The following is an 18,163-nucleotide window of genomic DNA, read 5'->3' as shown; positions in this document are numbered from 1 at the left end:
CCTTAAAACTCTTCGTTGAATGGATCAGCAGGCACATCTTCGGGTGCCCATGCCAAAGTATCCCACGTGTGGCTCATATGTTTGGGAAGCGGCGCAGTAAATGCGAGTTTTGCACCTGTAAATGGATGTGTCATCGTAAGAGACCGCGCATGAAGGTGCAGCTTTTTCGAAAGATCACCACCCAATTGTGCGCCCCAACCGTCGCCAAGGTTTTCCTGACCCGACCCGCCATATTTGCCATCGCCGATGATCGGATGCCCAAGTTCGGCCATATGAGCGCGCAGCTGGTGGGTTCGCCCGGTGATCGGCACAAGCGCAACCCACGTCACGCGTCCGCCAAGAGCGGAGAGAACCGCGTAATCGGTTGTTGCGCGCTTTGCGCCCTCTGTCGTGTCGATATCGCGAGGATGCACGCAATACATCCGCTCGTAATCACCGCCAGCCTTCACCAGTCCGAAGCGAACTGTTCCCATATTTGGCTTTGGTTGCCCTGCAACCGCGGCCCAGTAAATCTTGCGGGTTTCGCGATCGCGAAATGCTTTGGTGAGCGCGGCTGCCGATGCACGTGTGCGGGCAAGCAACAAGATGCCAGAGGTGTCTTTATCGAGGCGGTGAACAAGGCGAGGTTTTTCGTCCAAACCAAAGCGCAACGCATCGGCCAATCCATCAACATGACGCGTCTGGTTGGTTCCGCCTTGTGTTGGCAGACCGGGCGGCTTGTTGATCGCGATTAGATAGTCATCTTTGTAAATCACCGACTTCTGCATCATCTCTGCATCTTCAGCAGACATCGGTGCGGGCGGCTTTGGCATTGCCGTAATCTGCCCCGCGGTCGGAAGTGGCGGCACGCGAACCACCTGCCCTGTTTCAAGGCGTGTTGAGGCCTTCACACGGCCTTTGTTGACGCGAATGTCGCCCTTTCGGCACAGCTTCTCGATGCGACCTTGGCTAACTTGCGGAAAGTTCCGACGGAACCACCGATCAAGCCGTTGATCGTTATCTTCCTCGGTAATTGTAATGTGCTGAACACCGCTCATCCGGCCAAACCTCTCGCAATGAAAACCCCTAGCGCTACGCCTGCCAATGATAGAACTACCGACAATACAACATACAACGCCGCCGTTCCGACCTGCCCACTTGAATAAAGCTTGAGCGCCTCAAGGGAGAAGGACGAAAATGTAGTAAACCCGCCGAGCACACCTATCATCAAGAGCGGCACCCATGGTTCACGACCAGCAAGCACCACAAACGCAATGCCCATCAAGAAGGACCCAACGACGTTGATAGGCAATGTAGCAAGAAGATAACTCTCGCCAAATGCGCGCACCGACGTGTACCCAAAAAGGAATCGTGCAACAGCGCCAATCGCTCCACCAACGGCAACATATATCAGGGTTAGTAACATCGGTGGGGTTTTGCGCTTAACGCAGCCATTGTCAACCGTTCTGCCGTTTTGCTCGCAGTTTCGCGAAGTATTCCTGCCGCTTTTTAAGCTCTCGCTCGAATCCGCGCTCTACAGGCTCATAGAGTGATGGGCGATCCATCGTTTCGGGGAAATAGTTCTGACCCGAAAAGCCATCTTCGGCGTCATGGTCATAGGCATAACCGGCGCCATATCCCTGCTCTTCCATCAAACTCGTAGGAGCATTGAGAATATGCTTGGGCGGCGGTTCAGAGCCGGTCTTGGCCGCTGCCGCCATTGCCTTTTTGTACCCTGCGTAAGCAGCATTACTCTTTGGGGCCAGCGCGAGGTACGCCACGGCCTGCGCCAGCGCCAACTCCCCTTCGGGACTGCCAAGCCGCTCATAAACCTGCCATGCATGCAAGCAATGCGCCTGTGCGGCTGGATCGGCCAAGCCGATGTCTTCGACAGCCATGCGCGTTATACGGCGGGCAAGGTATCGCGGGTCTTCCCCACCCTTTAGCATCCGTGCAAACCAGTACAGCGCCGCATCAGGATCAGAGCCTCGCACCGACTTATGAAGCGCGGAAATTAGATTGTAATGCTCGTCGCCACCTTTGTCATAGACCGCTGCGCGCCGCATAAGCCGCTGCGCAAGTGCTTTGCTATCCAGCGGTGCATCCGTTTTCCATGCAGCGACTTGTTCGATCAAATTCAATAGCGCCCGACCGTCGCCATCCGCCATTTCAAGCAGGGCATCTCGCGCACTCTCATCAAGAGGTAATTCGTATCCCAGTTCCCGCTCGGCCCGTTCCATCAAGCGCTCTAGATCCTCTTTGGACAATCGCGTCAGAACCATAACTTGCGCTCGGCTAAGCACCGCGGCGTTCAATTCAAAACTGGGGTTTTCTGTGGTGGCCCCAACGAGAAGGATTGTGCCGTCTTCCATATGGGGCAGGAAGCCGTCTTGCTGTGCCTTGTTGAACCGATGAATCTCGTCAACAAACAACAAAGTGCCCCGACCATTCTTGCGGCGAAGCTTCGCGGACTCAAACACTTTTCGGAGTTCGGGCATGCCGGTGAAGATCGCGCTGATCTGGACGAACTCCAACTCGGTTTCATCCGCCAACAAACGGGCAATCGTCGTCTTGCCAACACCTGGCGGGCCCCAAAAAATGATCGATCCCAAGCTGTTTGAGGCAAGCATAACGCCCAACGGGCTCTCGCTTCCGAGAACCTGTTCCTGTCCGATTACATCTTTAAGTGTGGATGGTCGCAACCGATCCGCCAAAGGGCGCGGTGCGTTTTTCGAAGCGTCTGCGGCTTCTGGAGAATCAAATAAATCAGACATGAGCCAAACCTATGCCCCCGCCTGAGAATTGGAAACGAAAAAGGGGAGCCTTGCAAAGCGCAAGGTTCCCTCTTTCTGGGGTCTTCTAACCTGTCTCCGGCAACGCCTAGTGGAGTTTTGGTGTCAGGTCGATCTTGACGCACTGGAAGTCGCCATCGCCGATAAACATCGAACGACCAGCAGCTTCAGCATCCAAACCGCAACGCCCAAACCAGCGCGGCCAGTTTGCAGCGGTGAGTGCGATCAAGTTGGTTGCCCCCAACTCACGCGCAGACTTCAGCATCGCCATAACCATGTAGGCATGAACGCGACGGCGAATCCGTTGTGGCGTGTTGTGCGATACGAAAACTCGCGTGCTTTCCCACGTATTTTCATCCACAGGCGCTTCATCATAAAGCAAGTCCTGCGGAATCGTTCCGAGAAGGCCGCGCTGCGCGTCCCGAATCATGTAACTATAGATACCGCAGCGCGCGGTAGTTGGTGTCAGACGAATACCGGCGTAAACCTCGCCGTACTCGTGAATGGCAATCCAGCGACTCGCCGGAGTGTCATATTGGTCGTACTCCATTCCAAGGGCCTCAGGGAGGTCCCAATTCTTCTGCACAATGAACGACTGTTTGCGAGCTCTAAACAGATTTGCGAATAGTTCGCCGTGATTGTGCATGTTTTCGAAAGATAGTGTAGTCGTCTGCATGGTTAATATCCCCCAGCTTGATTTAGTACCAAGCCCCATGATCAAACGACGACCGTCTTTGCTATAGCAGCCTATAATCCTTTGCGCGTTGAATTGCCTCTGCGGTGGTCCGGGCGAGCAATTTTTGCCGGGCCGCAGTTAATCGTGCCTTGAGGGCACTCTCCGAGATATTCAATTTTGCAGCTGCCGCCGCATGCCGATCGCCATCTGCTATATATCGCAGGGCTTCGATTTGAGCCTTGGTTAGGCTCTCCGGCGGCTCCGTTAGTGCGTGAAGCCGTCGTACGATTAGCTCGATCTCTTCGATCTCGCTATCTGTGAACTCGCGGTCAGAGTGTGCAAAACTCGCAATCGTCCGAGAACTGATCGGACCGCAAGAAACTGTTAACCCATAGTTCAGGCCGTATTCTTTTGCCTGCTCCAGGATTCCGAACGGGTCGGGAAAGCCGAAATCGCGCCACCTACTAGCGCCTTCCGTACTAAAGCCCCATGCGATTGTGGGGTCCCTCAGAGCATAGCCTTGCTCTGTGTAATAATCAGTCCACCGCTTATCGTATGTCTGGAACGACATAAGCGGAGAGGCGAACCTAATATGCAGCCCTACGAAGTAACCCGCTGGCGCGAGCAACCCTAAGGTATGTAGTTCTAAATCGAGGCCTATCTTACTGGACATGTCTTTTTAGACAAGTTGCAGAAATCTCAGTCAACCTTAAAGTGTACCTACGATCAATATTTTGATTTGCGCCAACATCATGATTTCAAAGGTTAACAATGCCCTTGTTTGATTGATGTCCCTGCCGGAAGGCGCTGATCACGGCCAATATTCCTCTTGGGTGCAATTGCACCGTGTCTAGAAAATGTTGGCTTGTTATTGAGCGGAGTAAACGAGTCATTCTTTCCAATAGGGAATGAAAGCCTCAAGCCTGTAAATTAATAAGTTTTGCTTGTTCGTGAGTAATAGTTGGTACAGTAGTTAGTTCAACATTGTGTGTTGAAAAGCGAAAGCCCCGTATTTTTACGGGGCTTTCGTGACTCTACAGGCAAGAAAAACAAAAGCCGCGTGAGGTTGATCACGCGGCTCTGAATTTTAGAAAAGCTTACTCTGCTGCGGCTTCTTCTGCTGCAACGCGCTCTTTGTCGCCTTTGCCTTTTGCTTCAACATCGCGGTCAACAAACTCGATGATTGCCATCGGTGCCATGTCGCCATAACGGAAGCCAGCTTTCAGAACGCGAACGTATCCGCCCTGACGATCTTTGTAGCGTGGACCAAGCACGTCGAACAATTTTGCAACATATGCATCCTGCTTCAAACGGGCTGCTGCCTGGCGGCGAGCGTGCAAATCACCACGTTTACCTAGCGTCACCAGCTTCTCGATGATTCGCTTAAGTTCTTTGGCTTTTGGAAGTGTTGTTTTGATCTGCTCATGTTCAATGAGCGAGCCAGCCATGTTCGCAAAGAGCGCCTTACGGTGCTCGTGTGTACGGTTCAGGCGGCGGTAACCTCTAGCGTGACGCATTGTGTATCTCCTTTAGCGTTTTACTTTGTCTGGCAGCCGATGCGTGTCAGCCACTCTCCTTGGGGCATATGCCCTGATGTTCCCCGCATAGGCGGGCATTCGGACCGAGGGGCAGGCTTTTGCCCACCCCCCGATATTCTTAAAACTGGTCTTCGAATTTCTTGGCCAGATCTTCGATGTTATCCGGTGGCCAATCCTCGACATCCATACCTAGGTGCAGACCCATGCCGGAAAGAACTTCTTTGATCTCGTTCAAAGATTTCCGGCCGAAGTTTGGTGTACGGAGCATTTCTGCTTCGGTTTTCTGGATCAGATCGCCGATATAAACGATGTTGTCGTTCTTGAGGCAGTTTGCCGAACGTACAGACAGTTCCAGCTCGTCCACTTTCTTGAGCAGAAGCGGGTTGAACTCGAGACCATCGTCTTCTTCCTGACGGCTTGCAGATTCTGGCTCGTCGAAGTTGACGAAGGTTGCAAGCTGGTCCTGAAGAATACGCGCAGCGAATGCTACAGCGTCCTCTGGAGGGATCGAACCGTCTGTTTCAAGCTTCAGTGTGAGCTTGTCATAGTCGAGAACCTGACCTTCGCGTGTAGGCTGCACGTCATAGGAAACGCGCTTTACTGGCGAGAAGATCGCGTCGATAGGCATAAGGCCGATCGGAGCATCTTCTGGGCGGTTCTTGTCTGCGGAAACATAGCCTTTGCCGGTTTCAACAGTCAGTTCCATGAACAGGTCTGCGCCATCGTCGAGGTGACAAATAACGTGATCCTTGTTCAGAACCTCGATGCCTGCGCTCTCGGAAATATCGCCAGCTGTTACGATTTGTGGGCCTTTAGCCGAGATCGAAACGCGCTTCGGACCTTCGACTTCCATACGGATCGCTACACCTTTGAGGTTCAGAACCACATCGGTGACGTCTTCGCGAACGCCGGAGATCGAGGAGAATTCATGCAGGACGTTGTCAATCTGCACGCTTGTGATAGCTGCGCCCTGAAGCGAGCTCATCAAAACGCGGCGCAGAGCGTTACCCAATGTGAGACCAAAGCCGCGCTCAAGCGGTTCGGCAATCACAGTGGCTTGACGTGCTGGCTCATTGCCCGGCTTAACGTCAAGTTGCGTTGGTTTAATCAGTTCCTGCCAGTTCTTGTGGATCATGCTGTCGCCTCCATTCTTGTTTCTAGCCCATGTCCCTAAGCTGGAAACACCCGAGGATCAAAATGACGAACTCGGGCCTGTCCGTTCAGACAAGCCCGAGCAAGTTTGAAATTATACGCGGCGGCGCTTTGGTGGGCGGCAGCCGTTGTGTGCCATCGGCGTCACGTCACGAATAGACGTGATGTTAAAGCCAATCGCGGCCAGAGCGCGCAGGGCGCTTTCGCGTCCGCCACCTGGGCCTTGCACTTCAACCTCAAGCGTTTTCACGCCGTGTTCTTGTGCTTTCTTACCTGCGTCCTCAGCAGCCATCTGAGCAGCGTAAGGAGTCGATTTACGCGACCCTTTGAAACCCATAGTACCAGCGGACGACCAGGAAATGGCGTTGCCTTGTACGTCGGAGATGAGGATCTTGGTGTTGTTGAACGAGCTGTTCACATGGGCAACACCAGATGCAATGTTCTTGCGCTCTTTTTTCTTCGCGCGAACCTTTTCACGTGCCATTAGATCAACCCTCCCTTATTTCTTCTTACCGGCAATGGCCTTTGCAGGGCCTTTGCGTGTACGAGCGTTTGTGTGTGTACGCTGACCGCGCACAGGAAGGTTGCGGCGATGACGCAGACCGCGGTAGCAGCCAAGGTCCATCAGACGCTTGATGTTCATCTGAGTCTCACGACGCAGGTCACCTTCGACGTTGTAGTTTGCGTCGATGTGCTCGCGGATGTTCAGAACTTCGCTGTCCGAAAGCTCGTTTACGCGGCGGGAGGCGTCGATGCCAACTGCTTCGCAAATTTCTTTGGCGGAAGTGTTACCGATTCCGGTGATATAAGTGAGGGCGATCGGGACCCGCTTGTGGGTCGGGATGTTTACGCCGGCGATACGTGCCACGTTGTATATTCCTTTTCGTTGCGGTTCCGTAACTCCAGAACCTTTTTTCACAACATAAGCCCGAAGGCATGATGCCTGCGGGCTACGCTGAATCTCTGATTAGACAATTCAATGCTGCGGGGTCGCGTTCCCCAAGGCAAAAACTGATTCTTGTCTAGGAAGGCTCGACTTAAGCTCTTTTCCCAATAAGGTCAAGCGGCCTTTGTCTGCTTGAGAACGCCACGGATTGCATCCGCTACTTCGTCGATCTCGCCGAGGCCATTTACCGGTGCCAAATCACCTTTGGCATAGTAATAGCCGATGAGCGGAGAGGTATCGCGATAATAGGCCATAAGCCGTGTTTTCAGCGATTCCTCGTTGTCATCAGCACGGCGCTTCATCTCGGTTCCGCCACAGTTATCGCAGACGCCTTCAACCTTCGGCTTCTTCAGTTCGTCATGGAACCCTTCGCCGCAGTTTGCACATGTGTAGCGCCCAGTGATCCGAGCAACGAGCGCGTCGTCATCTACACGCATCTCAACAACTGCACCAAGTGTCTGACCAAGGCGCTCGAGCAATTGGCTAAGCGCATCAGCTTGGGCCAATGTGCGCGGGAAGCCATCAAAGATGAACCCCCCCTTGCTTTCGGTCGAGGTAAGTTGCTCTTCGATCAGGCCGATAACGATCTCGTCGGTGACGAGGTTGCCTGCATCCATAACAGCCGCAACCTTCTTACCCATTTCAGTTCCAGAGGTACGGGCGGCGCGGAGCATATCGCCGGTTGAGAGCTGAACCATGTCGCGCTCTTCAACCAGAATTCTTGCTTGCGTTCCTTTCCCGGCACCGGGTGGTCCCAACAGGATAATGTTCATCGTCTCGCCGTCCCTTTTCTCCCGCCACGCTTTTTGCCGCGCAACCGTGATTTCTCGATCAAGCCCTCATACTGGTGGGCCAGCATATGAGATTGAACCTGCTGGATCGTATCCATTGTTACAGAAACAACGATCAGAACCGAGGTGCCCCCAAAATAGAACGGGATCGACAATTGTGAACGCAAAATCTCAGGCAAGAGACAAACTGCCGCAAGGTAGGCCGAACCGATAACCAGCAAACGGGTCACGATATAGTCGAGATACTCTTCTGTTTTCTTACCCGGGCGAATCGCTGGAATGTAACCACCTTGGTTTTTCAGGTTCTCAGCAACTTCTTCGGTCTTGAAGGCAACGTTGCGTGTATAGAAATACGCAAAGAAGACGATCATCGAAACGAAGAACAGCAAGTAAAGTGGCTGCCCCGGCCCGAAGTAGGCGAGGATCGTCGACATGACCGGACCAGTTGTGCCGCCGGAGAACGTTGCGAGAGTTGTCGGCAACAGAAGAAGTGCCGAAGCAAAGATCGCAGGGATAACACCAGCTGGGTTAACTTTGATTGGAAGGTGGCTATTGCTGCCTTCGTACATTTTCATACCAACCTGACGGCGTGGGTACTGAATATGTACTTTGCGCAACGCGCGCTCCATGAACACGACAAAGGCAATCACCGCAACGATCATCACCATAACGCCGATAATAACCACTGGGCTAATCGACCCGGAACGACCCTGAGCAAGGAACTGGGCCACAGCCGCAGGCACCTCAGCCACAATGCCGACGAAGATAATAAGGGAAATACCGTTACCGATGCCGCGTGCGGTGATCTGCTCACCGAGCCACATCAGGAACATTGTACCGCCAACCAGTGTTACAACGCAGGAAATACGGAAGAACCAACCCGGATCGGTTACAAGACCGCCACTCTCAAGGCTGGCTGCAATGCCAAAGGCTTGGAAGGTCGCGAGGAGCACCGTGCCGTAGCGTGTATATTGGTTGATCTTCTTGCGGCCAGCATCGCCTTCTTTCTTAAGCTGCTGGAGCGGAGCCCACTGCGCGGCCAGAAGTTGTACAATGATCGATGCCGAGATGTACGGCATGATGCCGAGGGCAAAAATACCCATCCGTGCGAGCGCACCACCGGTAAACATCGACAGAATGCCGCCGATACCCGAAGCGGCGCCCTCCATGAAGTTCCGAAGCTCCGATCCGTCGATTCCCGGAACAGGGATATATGTCCCAATCCGGTAGACGATCAAAAGTCCGATAGTGAAAAGAATGCGTTGACGAAGCTCGGTTGCCTTACCAAAGGCGCCCCAGCTCATGTTCGCCGCCATTTGCTCTGCTGCAGATGCCATTCGGCCTCTCCCTGTCACGAAAAGCGCCGCCAGACCATTTTCCGGTCGGCGGCGCTGGAAAACTTATGTTTATGTAAGCGGCCAGAGAGCCGCTCACAAGCGCTTATTCAGCCGCTGCCTTCGGAGTTGCTGTAACTGTGAGCTTTCCGCCAGCTTTTTCAACAGCCTGGGTTGCTCCAGCTGACGCACCTGTGACCTCAAGTGTCACTTTGGAAGTGATCTCGCCTTTGGCAAGAACACGAACGCCGTCAAGCTTACGACGAACAACGCCGGACTCAACCAGAACATCTTCGGTGATCGCAGATTTAGTATCGAGCTTCTTCGCGTCGATAAATTTCTGAATCAGGCCGAGGTTCACAACCGCGAACTTCTTGCGGTTTGGCTTGTTGAAACCACGCTTTGGAAGGCGTTGGTACAATGGCATTTGGCCGCCCTCGTAACCATTGATGGCTACACCCGAGCGAGACTTTTGACCTTTGATACCACGGCCACCAGTTTTACCAGTGCCGGAACCAGGACCACGGCCAATACGTTTGCGTGGCTTTGTTGCGCCTGGGTTATCGTGAAGTTCGTGCAATTTCATGTCGCTTCTCCTTTTGCCGGAACTGCCCCCCAGCGACGGATTGGGGCAAACGCGGCGTTGCAATTAAAACTCTTCCGCTCAATAGAACGGCATTGGCTGACCCCTTGCAGGATCAGCCGATAAGGCACTTAGCCTTTTTCTTCGATGATCTCAACCATGTGGGAGATCTTTGCGACCATGCCACGTACGGCTGGAGTGTCTTCCAGCTCGCGGGTTTTGTGCATCTTGTTGAGGCCCAGACCGATCAGCGTTTCGCGCTGCTTGGAGGGGCGACGGATTGGCGAACCAATCTGCTTAACAACGATAGTTTTAGCCATGTCGTATCTCCTTAAGCTTCAGCAGCTTCAGTTGCTTCGGCAGCAGGCTCAGCGGCAGCAGGAGCGGCCTCTTTACCCAGAATGTCAGCAACTTTCTTACCACGACGCTGTGCAACCATACGAGGGGAAGCCTCTTTGGTCAGACCGTCGATAGTCGCGCGGATCATGTTGTAAGGGTTTTGCGAACCGATAGATTTCGCAACAACGTCTTGAACACCGAGCATTTCGAAAACAGCACGCATTGGACCACCGGCGATGATACCAGTACCTTGTGGTGCTGTGCGCATCACAACTTTACCTGCGCCGTGACGACCTTCGACGTCGTGGTGCAGTGTACGGCCTTCGCGCAGAGGTACGCGGACCAGCTGACGTTTGGCTTGCTCTGTCGCCTTGCGGATAGCTTCAGGAACTTCTTTTGCTTTCCCTTTGCCAAAGCCCACACGGCCTTTTTGGTCACCAACAACTACGAGAGCGGCGAAGCCAAAACGCTTACCACCTTTAACAGTCTTGGAAACACGGTTAATCGCAACGAGGCGATCTGCAAATTCAGGTGTCTCTTCGCGGTCGCGACGAGGTCCCCGACGATTTTCACGTTCTGCCATGAGGCATTCCTTTCATAAGGCGCAGTGCGCCAGAAAAACTCAATCCAAGTGAAGCCGCCGAAACGGCCCCCCGGATCATCGGGGCGGCGAGAACGCCGCCCGCAAGTCTTAGAACTTCAAGCCACCTTCACGCGCAGCATCGGCCAGAGCCTTTACTTTGCCGTGAAAGAGGAAGCCGCCACGATCGAAGTAGCAGTCTTCTACACCAGCTTTCTTGCCACGCTCCGCAATTGCGGCGCCGACTTTTGTTGCTGCGTCGATGTTGTTCTTGCCAACCACGCCCAGATCCTTCTCGAGAGTAGAAGCTGAGGCGAGAGTTACGCCGTTTACATCGTCGATCAACTGAACACTGATGTTCTTGTTGGAGCGGTGCACCGAAAGACGAACGCGACCAGCGTTCACCTTGCGGAGCTTGTTCCGAACGCGCAGGCGGCGTTTCAGAAACAGATTTCTTTTGCTGTTTGCCATGTCCTGGGTCCTTACTTCTTCTTACCTTCCTTGCGGAAGATATACTCGTCTTTGTACTTGATGCCCTTGCCTTTGTATGGCTCGGGTTTACGCCATTCGCGAATGTTTGCCGCGACTTGGCCAACAAGCTGACTGTCGATACCTTCAACAAGAACTTGAGTGGGCTTAGGGGCTGTGACTGTTACGCCAGCAGGCACCTCGAAGTTCACTTCATGCGACAGGCCGAGGTTCAACTTAAGAACATTGCCAGTCATCTGAGCACGATAACCAACACCGTTGATTTCGAGCTCTTTCTTGAAGCCTTCTGTTACGCCAGTCACCAGATTCTGGATCACTGTGCGCGACATACCCCACTGCTGACGTGCACGCTTGGATTTCGAGCGTGGTTCAACAGTTACGGCGTCATCGGCAACAACCAACGTCACTTCGTCAGTTGCTGTGAAGTCGAGTGTCCCTTTCGGGCCCTTTACTTCGATTTTTTGGCCGGAGACCGCGGCAGTTACGCCTGCGGGTAGGGCCACTGGTTTTTTACCAATACGAGACATCCTGATGACCTCCTAGAATACGGTGCAAAGCACTTCGCCGCCAACATTGGCTGCGCGTGCATTTGCGTCCGACATCACACCCTTAGGTGTGGAGACAACGGAAATCCCGAGGCCCTGACGGACAACTGGAATGTCTTTGACGCTTGCATAAACGCGACGACCAGGCGTGGAAACACGCTTGAGGTCACGGATTACAGGAGTACCGTCAAAGTACTTCAGGCTGATTTCGATGGCCGGGTGGCCGTCTTTGCCAGTGGTTTTTTCGTAACCGCGGATGTAGCCTTCAGACTGAAGAACATCCAGAACCCATGCACGGAGCTTCGACGCAGGTGTTTCCACTGTCGATTTGCCGCGCATTTGAGCGTTACGGATACGAGTGAGCATATCACCGATAGGATCGTTCATATCGTATCTCCCTTACCAGCTTGACTTGACCATACCGGGGATCTGGCCTGTGGAGCCCAGTTCCCGCAGCGCGATCCGGCTGACTTTGAGCTTACGGTAGTAAGCGTGGGGACGACCCGTCAGCTGGCAACGGTTGTGAAGCCGTGTAGCGGACGAATTGCGTGGAAGTTTCGCAAGCTTGAGGCGAGCAGTAAAACGCTCTTCCATCGACTTGCTTTCGTCGTTTGCGATCTCTTTAAGAGCAGCACGTTTGGCGGCGTATTTCTCCACCAGCTTAGCGCGCTTCTTTTCGCGTTCGATCATTGCTTTTTTAGCCATGTCTAACCTTTCCTTCCGCGATCAGCTATTAAAGGGCATGTTGAAATGCTTCAACAGCGCCTTTGCTTCCGCGTCAGTAGCTGCGGTGGTGGCGATTACGATATCCATACCCCAAATCTCGTCGACCTTGTCGTACTCGATTTCAGGGAAAACGATGTGCTCTTTCAGACCCATGGCGTAGTTGCCACGGCCGTCAAAGCTCTTGCCCGAAATACCGCGGAAGTCACGGATACGAGGCATCGCGATGGTGATCAGACGATCGAGGAATTCGTACATCTTATCGCCGCGCAGTGTCACTTTAACACCAAGAGGCATATCTTCACGAACCCGGAAACCCGCGATGGATTTCTTGGCTTTCGTGATGAGAACCTTTTGACCAGCAATCGCAGTGAGGTCAGCCTCAGCGGATTTGATCTTTTTGGTGTCGCGTGTGGTCTCGCCGATACCCATGTTCAACACGATCTTGTCGAGCTTCGGGATCTGCATCTCGTTTTTGTAGCCGAACTCTTCTTTAAGAGCGGCACGGATGCTGTCTTTGTAGACCGTCTTCAGGCGGGGTGTGTAGTTTGCAGTATCAAGCATTATACAGTCTCCCCAGTGGTCTTGGCGAAACGCACTTTTTTGCCGTCTTCTTCACGGAAACCAACGCGTGTTGGTTTGCCTTTGGAATCAAGCAGCGCGAGGTTGGACAGTTGGATAGGCATAGCCTGTGGTACACGACCACCTTGGCTGTTTTGCGACGCACGTGTGTGGCGGATCGCAACGTTTACACCTTCAACAACAGCTTTACCGGTTTTGGGGTCTACAGAGGAGATAACACCCTCTTTACCTTTGTCCTTACCGGCAAGAACGACAATTTTGTCGCCTTTTTTCAACTTAGCAGCCATCTTACAGCACCTCCGGGGCGAGCGAGATGATTTTCATGAAGTTCTTGGCACGCAGCTCACGAACAACTGGCCCAAAGATACGAGTACCGATTGGCTCGTTGGCGTTGTTGAGGATTACTGCTGCGTTGCGATCAAAACGGATCGCTGTGCCGTCTTCACGACGTACTTCTTTGGCTGTGCGAACAACAACGGCCTTACGGACGTCGCCTTTTTTCACACGGCCACGTGGGATGGCTTCTTTAACCGAAACGACAATGATGTCGCCTACGGAAGCGTATTTACGCTTGGAACCACCCAGGACCTTGATGCACTGAACTCGGCGTGCGCCGGAGTTGTCAGCAACATCCAGATTGGTCTGCATCTGGATCATGTGGTTTCTCCCGACCTTTGGGGACCTACTATTAGGCTTTTCCCCAGGGTTTCGTTAAACCGGTCAGCTCTGACTTAAGACAGAACTTCCCAGCGTTTCGTTTTCGACTTAGGTGCACATTCTTGAATGCGAACTTTATCACCTACGTTGAAAGCGTTCTTCTCATCGTGAGCCCGGTATTTCTTGGACTTACGGATGGTTTTCTTCAGAACGGGGTGCGTGAACCGGCGCTCAACGGAAACAGTTACTGTTTGCGCGTTTTGGTTGCTGGTTACGGTGCCTGTGAGAATACGTTTGGGCATACCTAAGGCTCCTATTCGCCAGCCGCTTGCGCGGCCTTTTCGTTCAGAATTGTTTTAACACGTGCAGCTTCGCGACGAGCGGCGCGTACACGGGCAGTGTTCTCGAGTTGACCGGTCGCTTGTTGGAAACGCAGGTTAAACGATTCCTTTTTCAGCGCGTCCAGCTCTTCTTGGAGCTGATCCGGTGTCTTATCACGTAGTTCATTGGCGTTCATCGCCTATTCCTTTCTCAAAACACCAGCCGGCCCCTGACACTCTTTCAGGGTCACCTAAGACCTGGTGGATGAATAGCAAACACACGAATCCCGGAAACCCGGAATCCGCGAGATGTGCGTCTATAAGGGGGTGAGGGTTTGAGGGCAAGCAAAAACTTCAGGAGATTGCCGCAGTAGCAAACAACAGCCAGCCCCCTTTTTTCAAAGGTTATAGCGGCATTTTCATATGAATGAAGCGCGCGTCGTCGCCACCAACCGCATCGGCATCATGATAACGCACGAATCCCACACTCTCATACAGCGGCAGCGCTTCAACATGCCTGTGCAACGCATCGAGTCGAAGTGTCTTAAATCCCAAATCTTTAGCACCGTTGATCGCGGCAACGCATAACTTACGGCCAACGCCCAAACCGCGCACGTTTTTGCGCACATACATACGATTCATCTCCGCTGAACCGTCTTTCAAATCTTTGAGCATAACAATACCGGCAGGTTGGCCATCCGCGCGAGCGAGAAAGCACTCTCCAACGGGCGGCGAGAACCAGGTCAGAAAGTCATCTAAACTCTCTGCAACATTTTGGTCTTTTATATAGGCATCTATGTCATTGATCATTTCGGGATAGCGATGGCGCAAAACGTCAAAGAACTCCCAAACAAGCTCTTGTGCATGTTCTACGTCCTCTGCACTTCGGACCTTTAGCAATTCAACAGCCATACGTTCTCCGTGTGCGAATCTCATACCCGTCAGTGATTTGATCGCGGCACTATAGCACATCCTCTGGTCCAAAACGCAGCGCCCCGCTATCTATGGGGTATGTCAAACATAGAATCTCTCTTCGTGACCCGCCTCTACCGTGCCCGCTTGAATGAATTCGGCGATAATCTCAGCGCGGACGAATTTGAAACCTCCTGCATTACAATCGCCGAAGACGACGAAGCAGGCCAAATCTGGTGCGAGGAGAACGACTACGCCGGTTATACGAGCTACGCTTCTCTCACTGATCTCGGATGGCGCTTTCCGATTTTCGAAGACCTTGTAAAAATCCTCGACAAACACGTCGCGGAGTTTGTGAAAGACCTTGAATTTGACTTGGACGGACGCAAGCTCGAGCTCGACAACATCTGGATTAACATCCTGCCCGAAGGCGGCATTCACACATCACATATTCACCCACATTCCGTGATCAGCGGCACGACCTATGTTTCAGTCCCGAAGGGTGCAAGCGCGATAAAGTACGAAGACCCGCGTTCCTCTATGATGATGGCCGCGCCAACCCGCGTTAAAGACGCACGCCGCGAACAACAGAGTTTCGTCTATGTTGCGCCAGAGGCTGGAGATGTATTGCTCTGGGAAAGCTGGCTCCGCCACGAAGTCCCGATGAATATGGCCGAGGATGATAGGATCTCTGTGAGCTTTAACTACGCTTGGCGATAGCCTTGCGGCGGTTGGGGAGATGGGTGCTCGTGTTTGGGATTTTGGTTGCCTTGGCGGTATATCTAGTGCCCGACCAAACCAAGCATGCGATTGGCAGCCTCCTCCGCCCGCACGAAAACTGGCCTGATATACGAGAACGCATTGACCTGCCCTTGCAAGAGCAGCTTGCCAATGCCGGTTTCGACGCAGGCATGCCCGTCCATATTCGCATTTTCAAAGAGGACCGGCAGCTCGAAGTCTGGTTGAAACCCGACGATACGTTCAAACTTTTCAAATCTTATGAAATCTGCAATTTCTCAGGTGACCTCGGCCCCAAGCTTAAGGAAGGTGATCGACAATCACCGGAAGGGTTTTATCGTGTCGATCGATCAGCCTTAAACCCAAACAGCCGTTATCATTTGTCGTTTAATCTGGGATTCCCCAATCGCTTTGATCAATCCTTGGGCCGTACCGGTAGCTATTTAATGGTGCACGGTAGCTGTGTTTCGATCGGGTGCTACGCGATGACAGATGCAGGAATTGAGGAAATTTATTTTCTGGTCGAGTCTGCGCTCAAGAATGGTCAGCATTTCGTTTCGGTCAATGCTTACCCGTTTCGCATGACGCCCGAACGATTGGAGCAGGAAAGCACGCATCAGTGGTACGCGTTCTGGCAAAACCTGAAATCGGGCTACGACATATTTGAAGCTACCCGTAATCCAGCCGCGGTCACCACTTTGGCGGGCGAGTATCACTTTACGTCGGCAGATTAGGGGGTAAGGCCTCTCTGAAACCGACCAAAACTGGTATCGCTTTGATCGGGGGCGAGATCAGTGATTGAAGTCGCATTGTGGTTTCGCCTGATGTCTCGCCCAGTATTCATCGCTCTAAAGCAAAACCCCCGCCGATTTCTCGACGGGGGTTTTTGTTTTTCCTTTGGTTGGTGGCCCGCCGGTTTTCTTTGAAAACCCGCTACACCACCTCGTTCAATGCGCGGGGCGCTTTGAACGGTTTACCAATCTTCGCGGACCACTGTGCGGGTTTTGACCGGCAGTTTCATCGCTGCAAGGCGAAGAGCCTCACGCGCTGTTACTTCGTCAACACCGTCGATCTCAAAGAGAATACGACCAGGCTTAACTTTCGCAGCCCAAAAATCGACAGAACCTTTACCTTTACCCATCCGAACTTCGGTTGGCTTCGAGGTAACTGGCAGATCCGGGAATACACGGATCCAAACACGGCCCTGACGTTTCATGTGACGTGTCATTGCACGACGCGCGGCTTCGATTTGACGCGCTGTGATACGCTCGGGCTGTGTGGATTTGAGGCCATACGTCCCGAATGTCAGTGTGCTTCCGCCTTTTGCCTCACCGTGGATACGGCCTTTGTGCATTTTGCGGAATTTTGTGCGCTTTGGTTGAAGCATCTAATTTCTCCTTAACGACGGCCGCCGGCACCGCGGGGTGCTGGGCCTTCTTGGAGTTCCTGTTGCTTACGCTCATGCGCCGAAGGATCGTGCTCCATGATCTCGCCTTTGAAGATCCAGACCTTGATGCCGATGATGCCATAAGCAGTCATCGCTTCGGAATGTGCGTAGTCGATGTCGGCACGCAGAGTGTGCAGAGGCACGCGGCCTTCGCGGTACCATTCAGTACGCGCGATTTCCGCACCGCCAAGACGACCGGCAACGTTGATACGAATACCAAGCGCGCCCATACGCATTGCGTTCTGTACCGCACGCTTCATAGCGCGACGGAAAGAAACACGGCGCTCAAGCTGCTGTGCGATATTCTCACCAACGAGAGCCGCATCCATCTCTGGCTTGCGAACTTCAACGATGTTGAGGTGCAGTTCGGACTCTGTCAGCGCTGCGAGCTTCTTGCGAAGACCTTCGATGTCAGCACCTTTTTTACCGATGATCACACCAGGACGCGCTGTGTGGATCGTCACACGGCACTTACGGTGTGGACGCTCGATGATCACGCGGGAAACGCCAGCCTGACGGCACTCTTCCTTGATGAACTCACGAATACGGATGTCTTCCAGAAGAAGATCGCCGAAATCTTTCGTATCAGCGTACCAGCGGCTGTCCCAAGTCCGGTTGACCTGAAGGCGCATGCCAATTGGATTTACTTTATTACCCATTATGCTTGCTCCTCATTCTGGCGCACCAAGATTGTCAGCTCGGAAAACGGCTTCAAAATCTTGCCAAACCGGCCACGGGCGCGAGGGCGTCCGCGTTTCAGGGTCAGGTTCTTGCCAACATAGGCCTCGGCTACGATCAGCTCGTCAACATCCAGGTTGTGGTTGTTTTCGGCGTTCGCAATCGCGGACTGAAGACATTTTTTAACGTCGGCAGCAATCCGTTTGTTGGAGAAAGTCAGATCGGTCAGAGCGCGATCAACTTTCTTGCCACGGATCATTGCAGCAACGAGGTTAAGTTTTTGTGGCGAAGTACGGAGCATTTTGACCTTGGCCATTGCTTCGTTATCAGCCACGCGACGTGCGTTTTTCACTTTTCCCATG

29 protein-coding genes are annotated in these 18,163 nt (G+C 53.1%); 2 read left to right on the top strand and 27 right to left on the bottom strand.

From position 1 onward, the window contains the following. Positions 1-2: 2 nt before the first annotated feature. The 24 genes from OU789_RS00905 to OU789_RS00790 all read right to left on the bottom strand — a co-directional run bounded on the left by OU789_RS00905 (position 3) and on the right by OU789_RS00790 (position 14,938). Positions 3-1,037, bottom strand: a complete 1,035-nt coding sequence (locus tag OU789_RS00905; protein ID WP_263954376.1) for an RluA family pseudouridine synthase — start codon at positions 1,035-1,037, stop codon at positions 3-5. Next, positions 1,034-1,405 (bottom strand): fluoride efflux transporter CrcB, encoded by a 372-nt coding sequence (gene crcB / locus OU789_RS00900; RefSeq protein ID WP_274652468.1) that lies wholly within the window; start codon positions 1,403-1,405, stop codon positions 1,034-1,036. Before crcB ends, OU789_RS00905 begins: the two co-directional genes overlap by 4 nt. Before the next feature lie 31 nt (positions 1,406-1,436). Beyond that, complete coding sequence (locus OU789_RS00895; protein ID WP_274652466.1) at positions 1,437-2,753, bottom strand: replication-associated recombination protein A; 1,317 nt, start codon at positions 2,751-2,753, stop codon at positions 1,437-1,439. A gap of 106 nt (positions 2,754-2,859) precedes the next feature. Then, positions 2,860-3,447: an acyl-homoserine-lactone synthase gene (locus OU789_RS00890; RefSeq protein WP_263954379.1), complete on the bottom strand. Its 588-nt coding sequence runs from the start codon at positions 3,445-3,447 to the stop codon at positions 2,860-2,862. 61 nt (positions 3,448-3,508) lie between these two features. Next, positions 3,509-4,120 (bottom strand): autoinducer binding domain-containing protein, encoded by a 612-nt coding sequence (locus OU789_RS00885; RefSeq protein ID WP_263954380.1) that lies wholly within the window; start codon positions 4,118-4,120, stop codon positions 3,509-3,511. Positions 4,121-4,544: 424 nt separating this feature from the next. Continuing rightward, positions 4,545-4,964, bottom strand: a complete 420-nt coding sequence (gene rplQ / locus OU789_RS00880; protein WP_263954381.1) for a 50S ribosomal protein L17 — start codon at positions 4,962-4,964, stop codon at positions 4,545-4,547. Positions 4,965-5,103: 139 nt separating this feature from the next. Next, positions 5,104-6,120, bottom strand: a complete 1,017-nt coding sequence (locus tag OU789_RS00875; RefSeq protein ID WP_263954382.1) for a DNA-directed RNA polymerase subunit alpha — start codon at positions 6,118-6,120, stop codon at positions 5,104-5,106. A 111-nt stretch (positions 6,121-6,231) separates the two neighbouring features. Continuing rightward, positions 6,232-6,621 carry a 30S ribosomal protein S11 gene (gene rpsK, locus OU789_RS00870; protein WP_263954383.1) on the bottom strand — a complete coding sequence of 130 codons (390 nt, stop codon included), beginning with the start codon at positions 6,619-6,621 and terminating at the stop codon, positions 6,232-6,234. Between the two features lie 15 nt (positions 6,622-6,636). Further along, positions 6,637-7,005 carry a 30S ribosomal protein S13 gene (gene rpsM / locus OU789_RS00865; protein ID WP_263954384.1) on the bottom strand — a complete coding sequence of 123 codons (369 nt, stop codon included), beginning with the start codon at positions 7,003-7,005 and terminating at the stop codon, positions 6,637-6,639. A gap of 191 nt (positions 7,006-7,196) precedes the next feature. After that, on the bottom strand, positions 7,197-7,856 hold the full coding sequence (locus OU789_RS00860; RefSeq protein WP_274652460.1) for an adenylate kinase: 660 nt from the start codon (positions 7,854-7,856) through the stop codon (positions 7,197-7,199). Further along, on the bottom strand, positions 7,853-9,211 hold the full coding sequence (gene secY, locus OU789_RS00855) for a preprotein translocase subunit SecY (RefSeq protein ID WP_274652458.1): 1,359 nt from the start codon (positions 9,209-9,211) through the stop codon (positions 7,853-7,855). Before secY ends, OU789_RS00860 begins: the two co-directional genes overlap by 4 nt. Positions 9,212-9,314: 103 nt before the next feature. Then, positions 9,315-9,794 (bottom strand): 50S ribosomal protein L15, encoded by a 480-nt coding sequence (rplO, locus tag OU789_RS00850; RefSeq protein WP_263954388.1) that lies wholly within the window; start codon positions 9,792-9,794, stop codon positions 9,315-9,317. A gap of 128 nt (positions 9,795-9,922) precedes the next feature. Next, the gene (gene rpmD, locus OU789_RS00845) at positions 9,923-10,111 is read right to left on the bottom strand and encodes a 50S ribosomal protein L30 (protein ID WP_263954389.1); all 189 of its coding nucleotides are present in this window, start codon (positions 10,109-10,111) and stop codon (positions 9,923-9,925) included. An 11-nt stretch (positions 10,112-10,122) separates the two neighbouring features. Then, positions 10,123-10,713: a 30S ribosomal protein S5 gene (gene rpsE / locus OU789_RS00840; RefSeq protein WP_263954390.1), complete on the bottom strand. Its 591-nt coding sequence runs from the start codon at positions 10,711-10,713 to the stop codon at positions 10,123-10,125. 108 nt (positions 10,714-10,821) lie between these two features. Further along, positions 10,822-11,181: a 50S ribosomal protein L18 gene (rplR, locus tag OU789_RS00835; RefSeq protein WP_263954391.1), complete on the bottom strand. Its 360-nt coding sequence runs from the start codon at positions 11,179-11,181 to the stop codon at positions 10,822-10,824. An 11-nt stretch (positions 11,182-11,192) separates the two neighbouring features. Continuing rightward, positions 11,193-11,726, bottom strand: a complete 534-nt coding sequence (rplF, locus tag OU789_RS00830; protein WP_263954392.1) for a 50S ribosomal protein L6 — start codon at positions 11,724-11,726, stop codon at positions 11,193-11,195. 12 nt (positions 11,727-11,738) lie between these two features. Next, a complete protein-coding gene (gene rpsH, locus OU789_RS00825) occupies positions 11,739-12,131 on the bottom strand; it encodes a 30S ribosomal protein S8 (RefSeq protein WP_263954393.1) in 393 nt (130 codons plus the stop codon). 12 nt (positions 12,132-12,143) lie between these two features. Beyond that, positions 12,144-12,449, bottom strand: a complete 306-nt coding sequence (gene rpsN / locus OU789_RS00820) for a 30S ribosomal protein S14 (protein WP_263954394.1) — start codon at positions 12,447-12,449, stop codon at positions 12,144-12,146. A 21-nt stretch (positions 12,450-12,470) separates the two neighbouring features. Then, complete coding sequence (rplE, locus tag OU789_RS00815; protein ID WP_263954396.1) at positions 12,471-13,031, bottom strand: 50S ribosomal protein L5; 561 nt, start codon at positions 13,029-13,031, stop codon at positions 12,471-12,473. Beyond that, the gene (gene rplX, locus OU789_RS00810; protein ID WP_274652453.1) at positions 13,031-13,336 is read right to left on the bottom strand and encodes a 50S ribosomal protein L24; all 306 of its coding nucleotides are present in this window, start codon (positions 13,334-13,336) and stop codon (positions 13,031-13,033) included. The genes rplE and rplX overlap by 1 nt, the downstream gene beginning before the upstream one ends. Before the next feature lies 1 nt (position 13,337). Next, positions 13,338-13,706 carry a 50S ribosomal protein L14 gene (rplN, locus tag OU789_RS00805; RefSeq protein WP_263954398.1) on the bottom strand — a complete coding sequence of 123 codons (369 nt, stop codon included), beginning with the start codon at positions 13,704-13,706 and terminating at the stop codon, positions 13,338-13,340. 74 nt (positions 13,707-13,780) lie between these two features. Continuing rightward, positions 13,781-14,008, bottom strand: a complete 228-nt coding sequence (rpsQ, locus tag OU789_RS00800; RefSeq protein WP_263954400.1) for a 30S ribosomal protein S17 — start codon at positions 14,006-14,008, stop codon at positions 13,781-13,783. A gap of 11 nt (positions 14,009-14,019) precedes the next feature. Next, positions 14,020-14,223, bottom strand: coding sequence for a 50S ribosomal protein L29 (gene rpmC, locus OU789_RS00795; protein ID WP_263954402.1), 204 nt, complete (start codon positions 14,221-14,223; stop codon positions 14,020-14,022). Between the two features lie 208 nt (positions 14,224-14,431). Next, the gene (locus OU789_RS00790) at positions 14,432-14,938 is read right to left on the bottom strand and encodes a GNAT family N-acetyltransferase (RefSeq protein WP_274652450.1); all 507 of its coding nucleotides are present in this window, start codon (positions 14,936-14,938) and stop codon (positions 14,432-14,434) included. Positions 14,939-15,037: 99 nt separating this feature from the next. Here OU789_RS00790 and OU789_RS00785 point away from each other — a divergent pair, with 99 nt between their 5' ends. Then, positions 15,038-15,658, top strand: a complete 621-nt coding sequence (locus tag OU789_RS00785; RefSeq protein ID WP_274652448.1) for a TIGR02466 family protein — start codon at positions 15,038-15,040, stop codon at positions 15,656-15,658. A 65-nt stretch (positions 15,659-15,723) separates the two neighbouring features. Beyond that, on the top strand, positions 15,724-16,410 hold the full coding sequence (locus OU789_RS00780) for a L,D-transpeptidase family protein (protein WP_274652446.1): 687 nt from the start codon (positions 15,724-15,726) through the stop codon (positions 16,408-16,410). Positions 16,411-16,649: 239 nt separating this feature from the next. Here the strand turns inward: OU789_RS00780 and rplP are convergent, their stop codons facing one another. The 3 genes from rplP to rplV are packed head-to-tail and all read right to left on the bottom strand — an operon-like array spanning position 16,650 to position 18,162. Next, positions 16,650-17,063 carry a 50S ribosomal protein L16 gene (rplP, locus tag OU789_RS00775; RefSeq protein ID WP_263954406.1) on the bottom strand — a complete coding sequence of 138 codons (414 nt, stop codon included), beginning with the start codon at positions 17,061-17,063 and terminating at the stop codon, positions 16,650-16,652. An 11-nt stretch (positions 17,064-17,074) separates the two neighbouring features. After that, positions 17,075-17,782: a 30S ribosomal protein S3 gene (gene rpsC, locus OU789_RS00770; RefSeq protein ID WP_263954407.1), complete on the bottom strand. Its 708-nt coding sequence runs from the start codon at positions 17,780-17,782 to the stop codon at positions 17,075-17,077. Beyond that, positions 17,782-18,162: a 50S ribosomal protein L22 gene (rplV, locus tag OU789_RS00765; RefSeq protein WP_263954408.1), complete on the bottom strand. Its 381-nt coding sequence runs from the start codon at positions 18,160-18,162 to the stop codon at positions 17,782-17,784. Before rplV ends, rpsC begins: the two co-directional genes overlap by 1 nt. Position 18,163: the final 1 nt, after the last annotated feature.

Source organism: Halocynthiibacter sp. C4 (assembly GCF_028823805.1).
Taxonomy (GTDB): Bacteria; Pseudomonadota; Alphaproteobacteria; order Rhodobacterales; family Rhodobacteraceae; genus Falsihalocynthiibacter; species Falsihalocynthiibacter halioticoli.
This window is presented reverse-complemented; position numbering and strand designations above follow the sequence as displayed.

Bases quoted from the DNA above. Each gene is read 5' to 3' on its own strand.
- OU789_RS00905 (WP_263954376.1), bottom strand. From the start codon at position 1,037: ATGAGCGGTGTTCAGCACATTACAATTACCGAGGAAGATAACGATCAA.
- crcB (WP_274652468.1), bottom strand. From the start codon at position 1,405: ATGTTACTAACCCTGATATATGTTGCCGTTGGTGGAGCGATTGGCGCT.
- OU789_RS00895 (WP_274652466.1), bottom strand. From the start codon at position 2,753: ATGTCTGATTTATTTGATTCTCCAGAAGCCGCAGACGCTTCGAAAAAC.
- OU789_RS00890 (WP_263954379.1), bottom strand. From the start codon at position 3,447: ATGCAGACGACTACACTATCTTTCGAAAACATGCACAATCACGGCGAA.
- OU789_RS00885 (WP_263954380.1), bottom strand. From the start codon at position 4,120: ATGTCCAGTAAGATAGGCCTCGATTTAGAACTACATACCTTAGGGTTG.
- rplQ (WP_263954381.1), bottom strand. From the start codon at position 4,964: ATGCGTCACGCTAGAGGTTACCGCCGCCTGAACCGTACACACGAGCAC.
- OU789_RS00875 (WP_263954382.1), bottom strand. From the start codon at position 6,120: ATGATCCACAAGAACTGGCAGGAACTGATTAAACCAACGCAACTTGAC.
- rpsK (WP_263954383.1), bottom strand. From the start codon at position 6,621: ATGGCACGTGAAAAGGTTCGCGCGAAGAAAAAAGAGCGCAAGAACATT.
- OU789_RS00860 (WP_274652460.1), bottom strand. From the start codon at position 7,856: ATGAACATTATCCTGTTGGGACCACCCGGTGCCGGGAAAGGAACGCAA.
- secY (WP_274652458.1), bottom strand. From the start codon at position 9,211: ATGGCATCTGCAGCAGAGCAAATGGCGGCGAACATGAGCTGGGGCGCC.
- rplO (WP_263954388.1), bottom strand. From the start codon at position 9,794: ATGAAATTGCACGAACTTCACGATAACCCAGGCGCAACAAAGCCACGC.
- rpmD (WP_263954389.1), bottom strand. From the start codon at position 10,111: ATGGCTAAAACTATCGTTGTTAAGCAGATTGGTTCGCCAATCCGTCGC.
- rpsE (WP_263954390.1), bottom strand. From the start codon at position 10,713: ATGGCAGAACGTGAAAATCGTCGGGGACCTCGTCGCGACCGCGAAGAG.
- rplR (WP_263954391.1), bottom strand. From the start codon at position 11,181: ATGGCAAACAGCAAAAGAAATCTGTTTCTGAAACGCCGCCTGCGCGTT.
- rplF (WP_263954392.1), bottom strand. From the start codon at position 11,726: ATGTCTCGTATTGGTAAAAAACCAGTGGCCCTACCCGCAGGCGTAACT.
- rpsH (WP_263954393.1), bottom strand. From the start codon at position 12,131: ATGAACGATCCTATCGGTGATATGCTCACTCGTATCCGTAACGCTCAA.
- rpsN (WP_263954394.1), bottom strand. From the start codon at position 12,449: ATGGCTAAAAAAGCAATGATCGAACGCGAAAAGAAGCGCGCTAAGCTG.
- rplE (WP_263954396.1), bottom strand. From the start codon at position 13,031: ATGCTTGATACTGCAAACTACACACCCCGCCTGAAGACGGTCTACAAA.
- rplX (WP_274652453.1), bottom strand. From the start codon at position 13,336: ATGGCTGCTAAGTTGAAAAAAGGCGACAAAATTGTCGTTCTTGCCGGT.
- rplN (WP_263954398.1), bottom strand. From the start codon at position 13,706: ATGATCCAGATGCAGACCAATCTGGATGTTGCTGACAACTCCGGCGCA.
- rpsQ (WP_263954400.1), bottom strand. From the start codon at position 14,008: ATGCCCAAACGTATTCTCACAGGCACCGTAACCAGCAACCAAAACGCG.
- rpmC (WP_263954402.1), bottom strand. From the start codon at position 14,223: ATGAACGCCAATGAACTACGTGATAAGACACCGGATCAGCTCCAAGAA.
- OU789_RS00790 (WP_274652450.1), bottom strand. From the start codon at position 14,938: ATGGCTGTTGAATTGCTAAAGGTCCGAAGTGCAGAGGACGTAGAACAT.
- OU789_RS00785 (WP_274652448.1), top strand. From the start codon at position 15,038: ATGTCAAACATAGAATCTCTCTTCGTGACCCGCCTCTACCGTGCCCGC.
- rplP (WP_263954406.1), bottom strand. From the start codon at position 17,063: ATGCTTCAACCAAAGCGCACAAAATTCCGCAAAATGCACAAAGGCCGT.
- rpsC (WP_263954407.1), bottom strand. From the start codon at position 17,782: ATGGGTAATAAAGTAAATCCAATTGGCATGCGCCTTCAGGTCAACCGG.
- rplV (WP_263954408.1), bottom strand. From the start codon at position 18,162: ATGGGAAAAGTGAAAAACGCACGTCGCGTGGCTGATAACGAAGCAATG.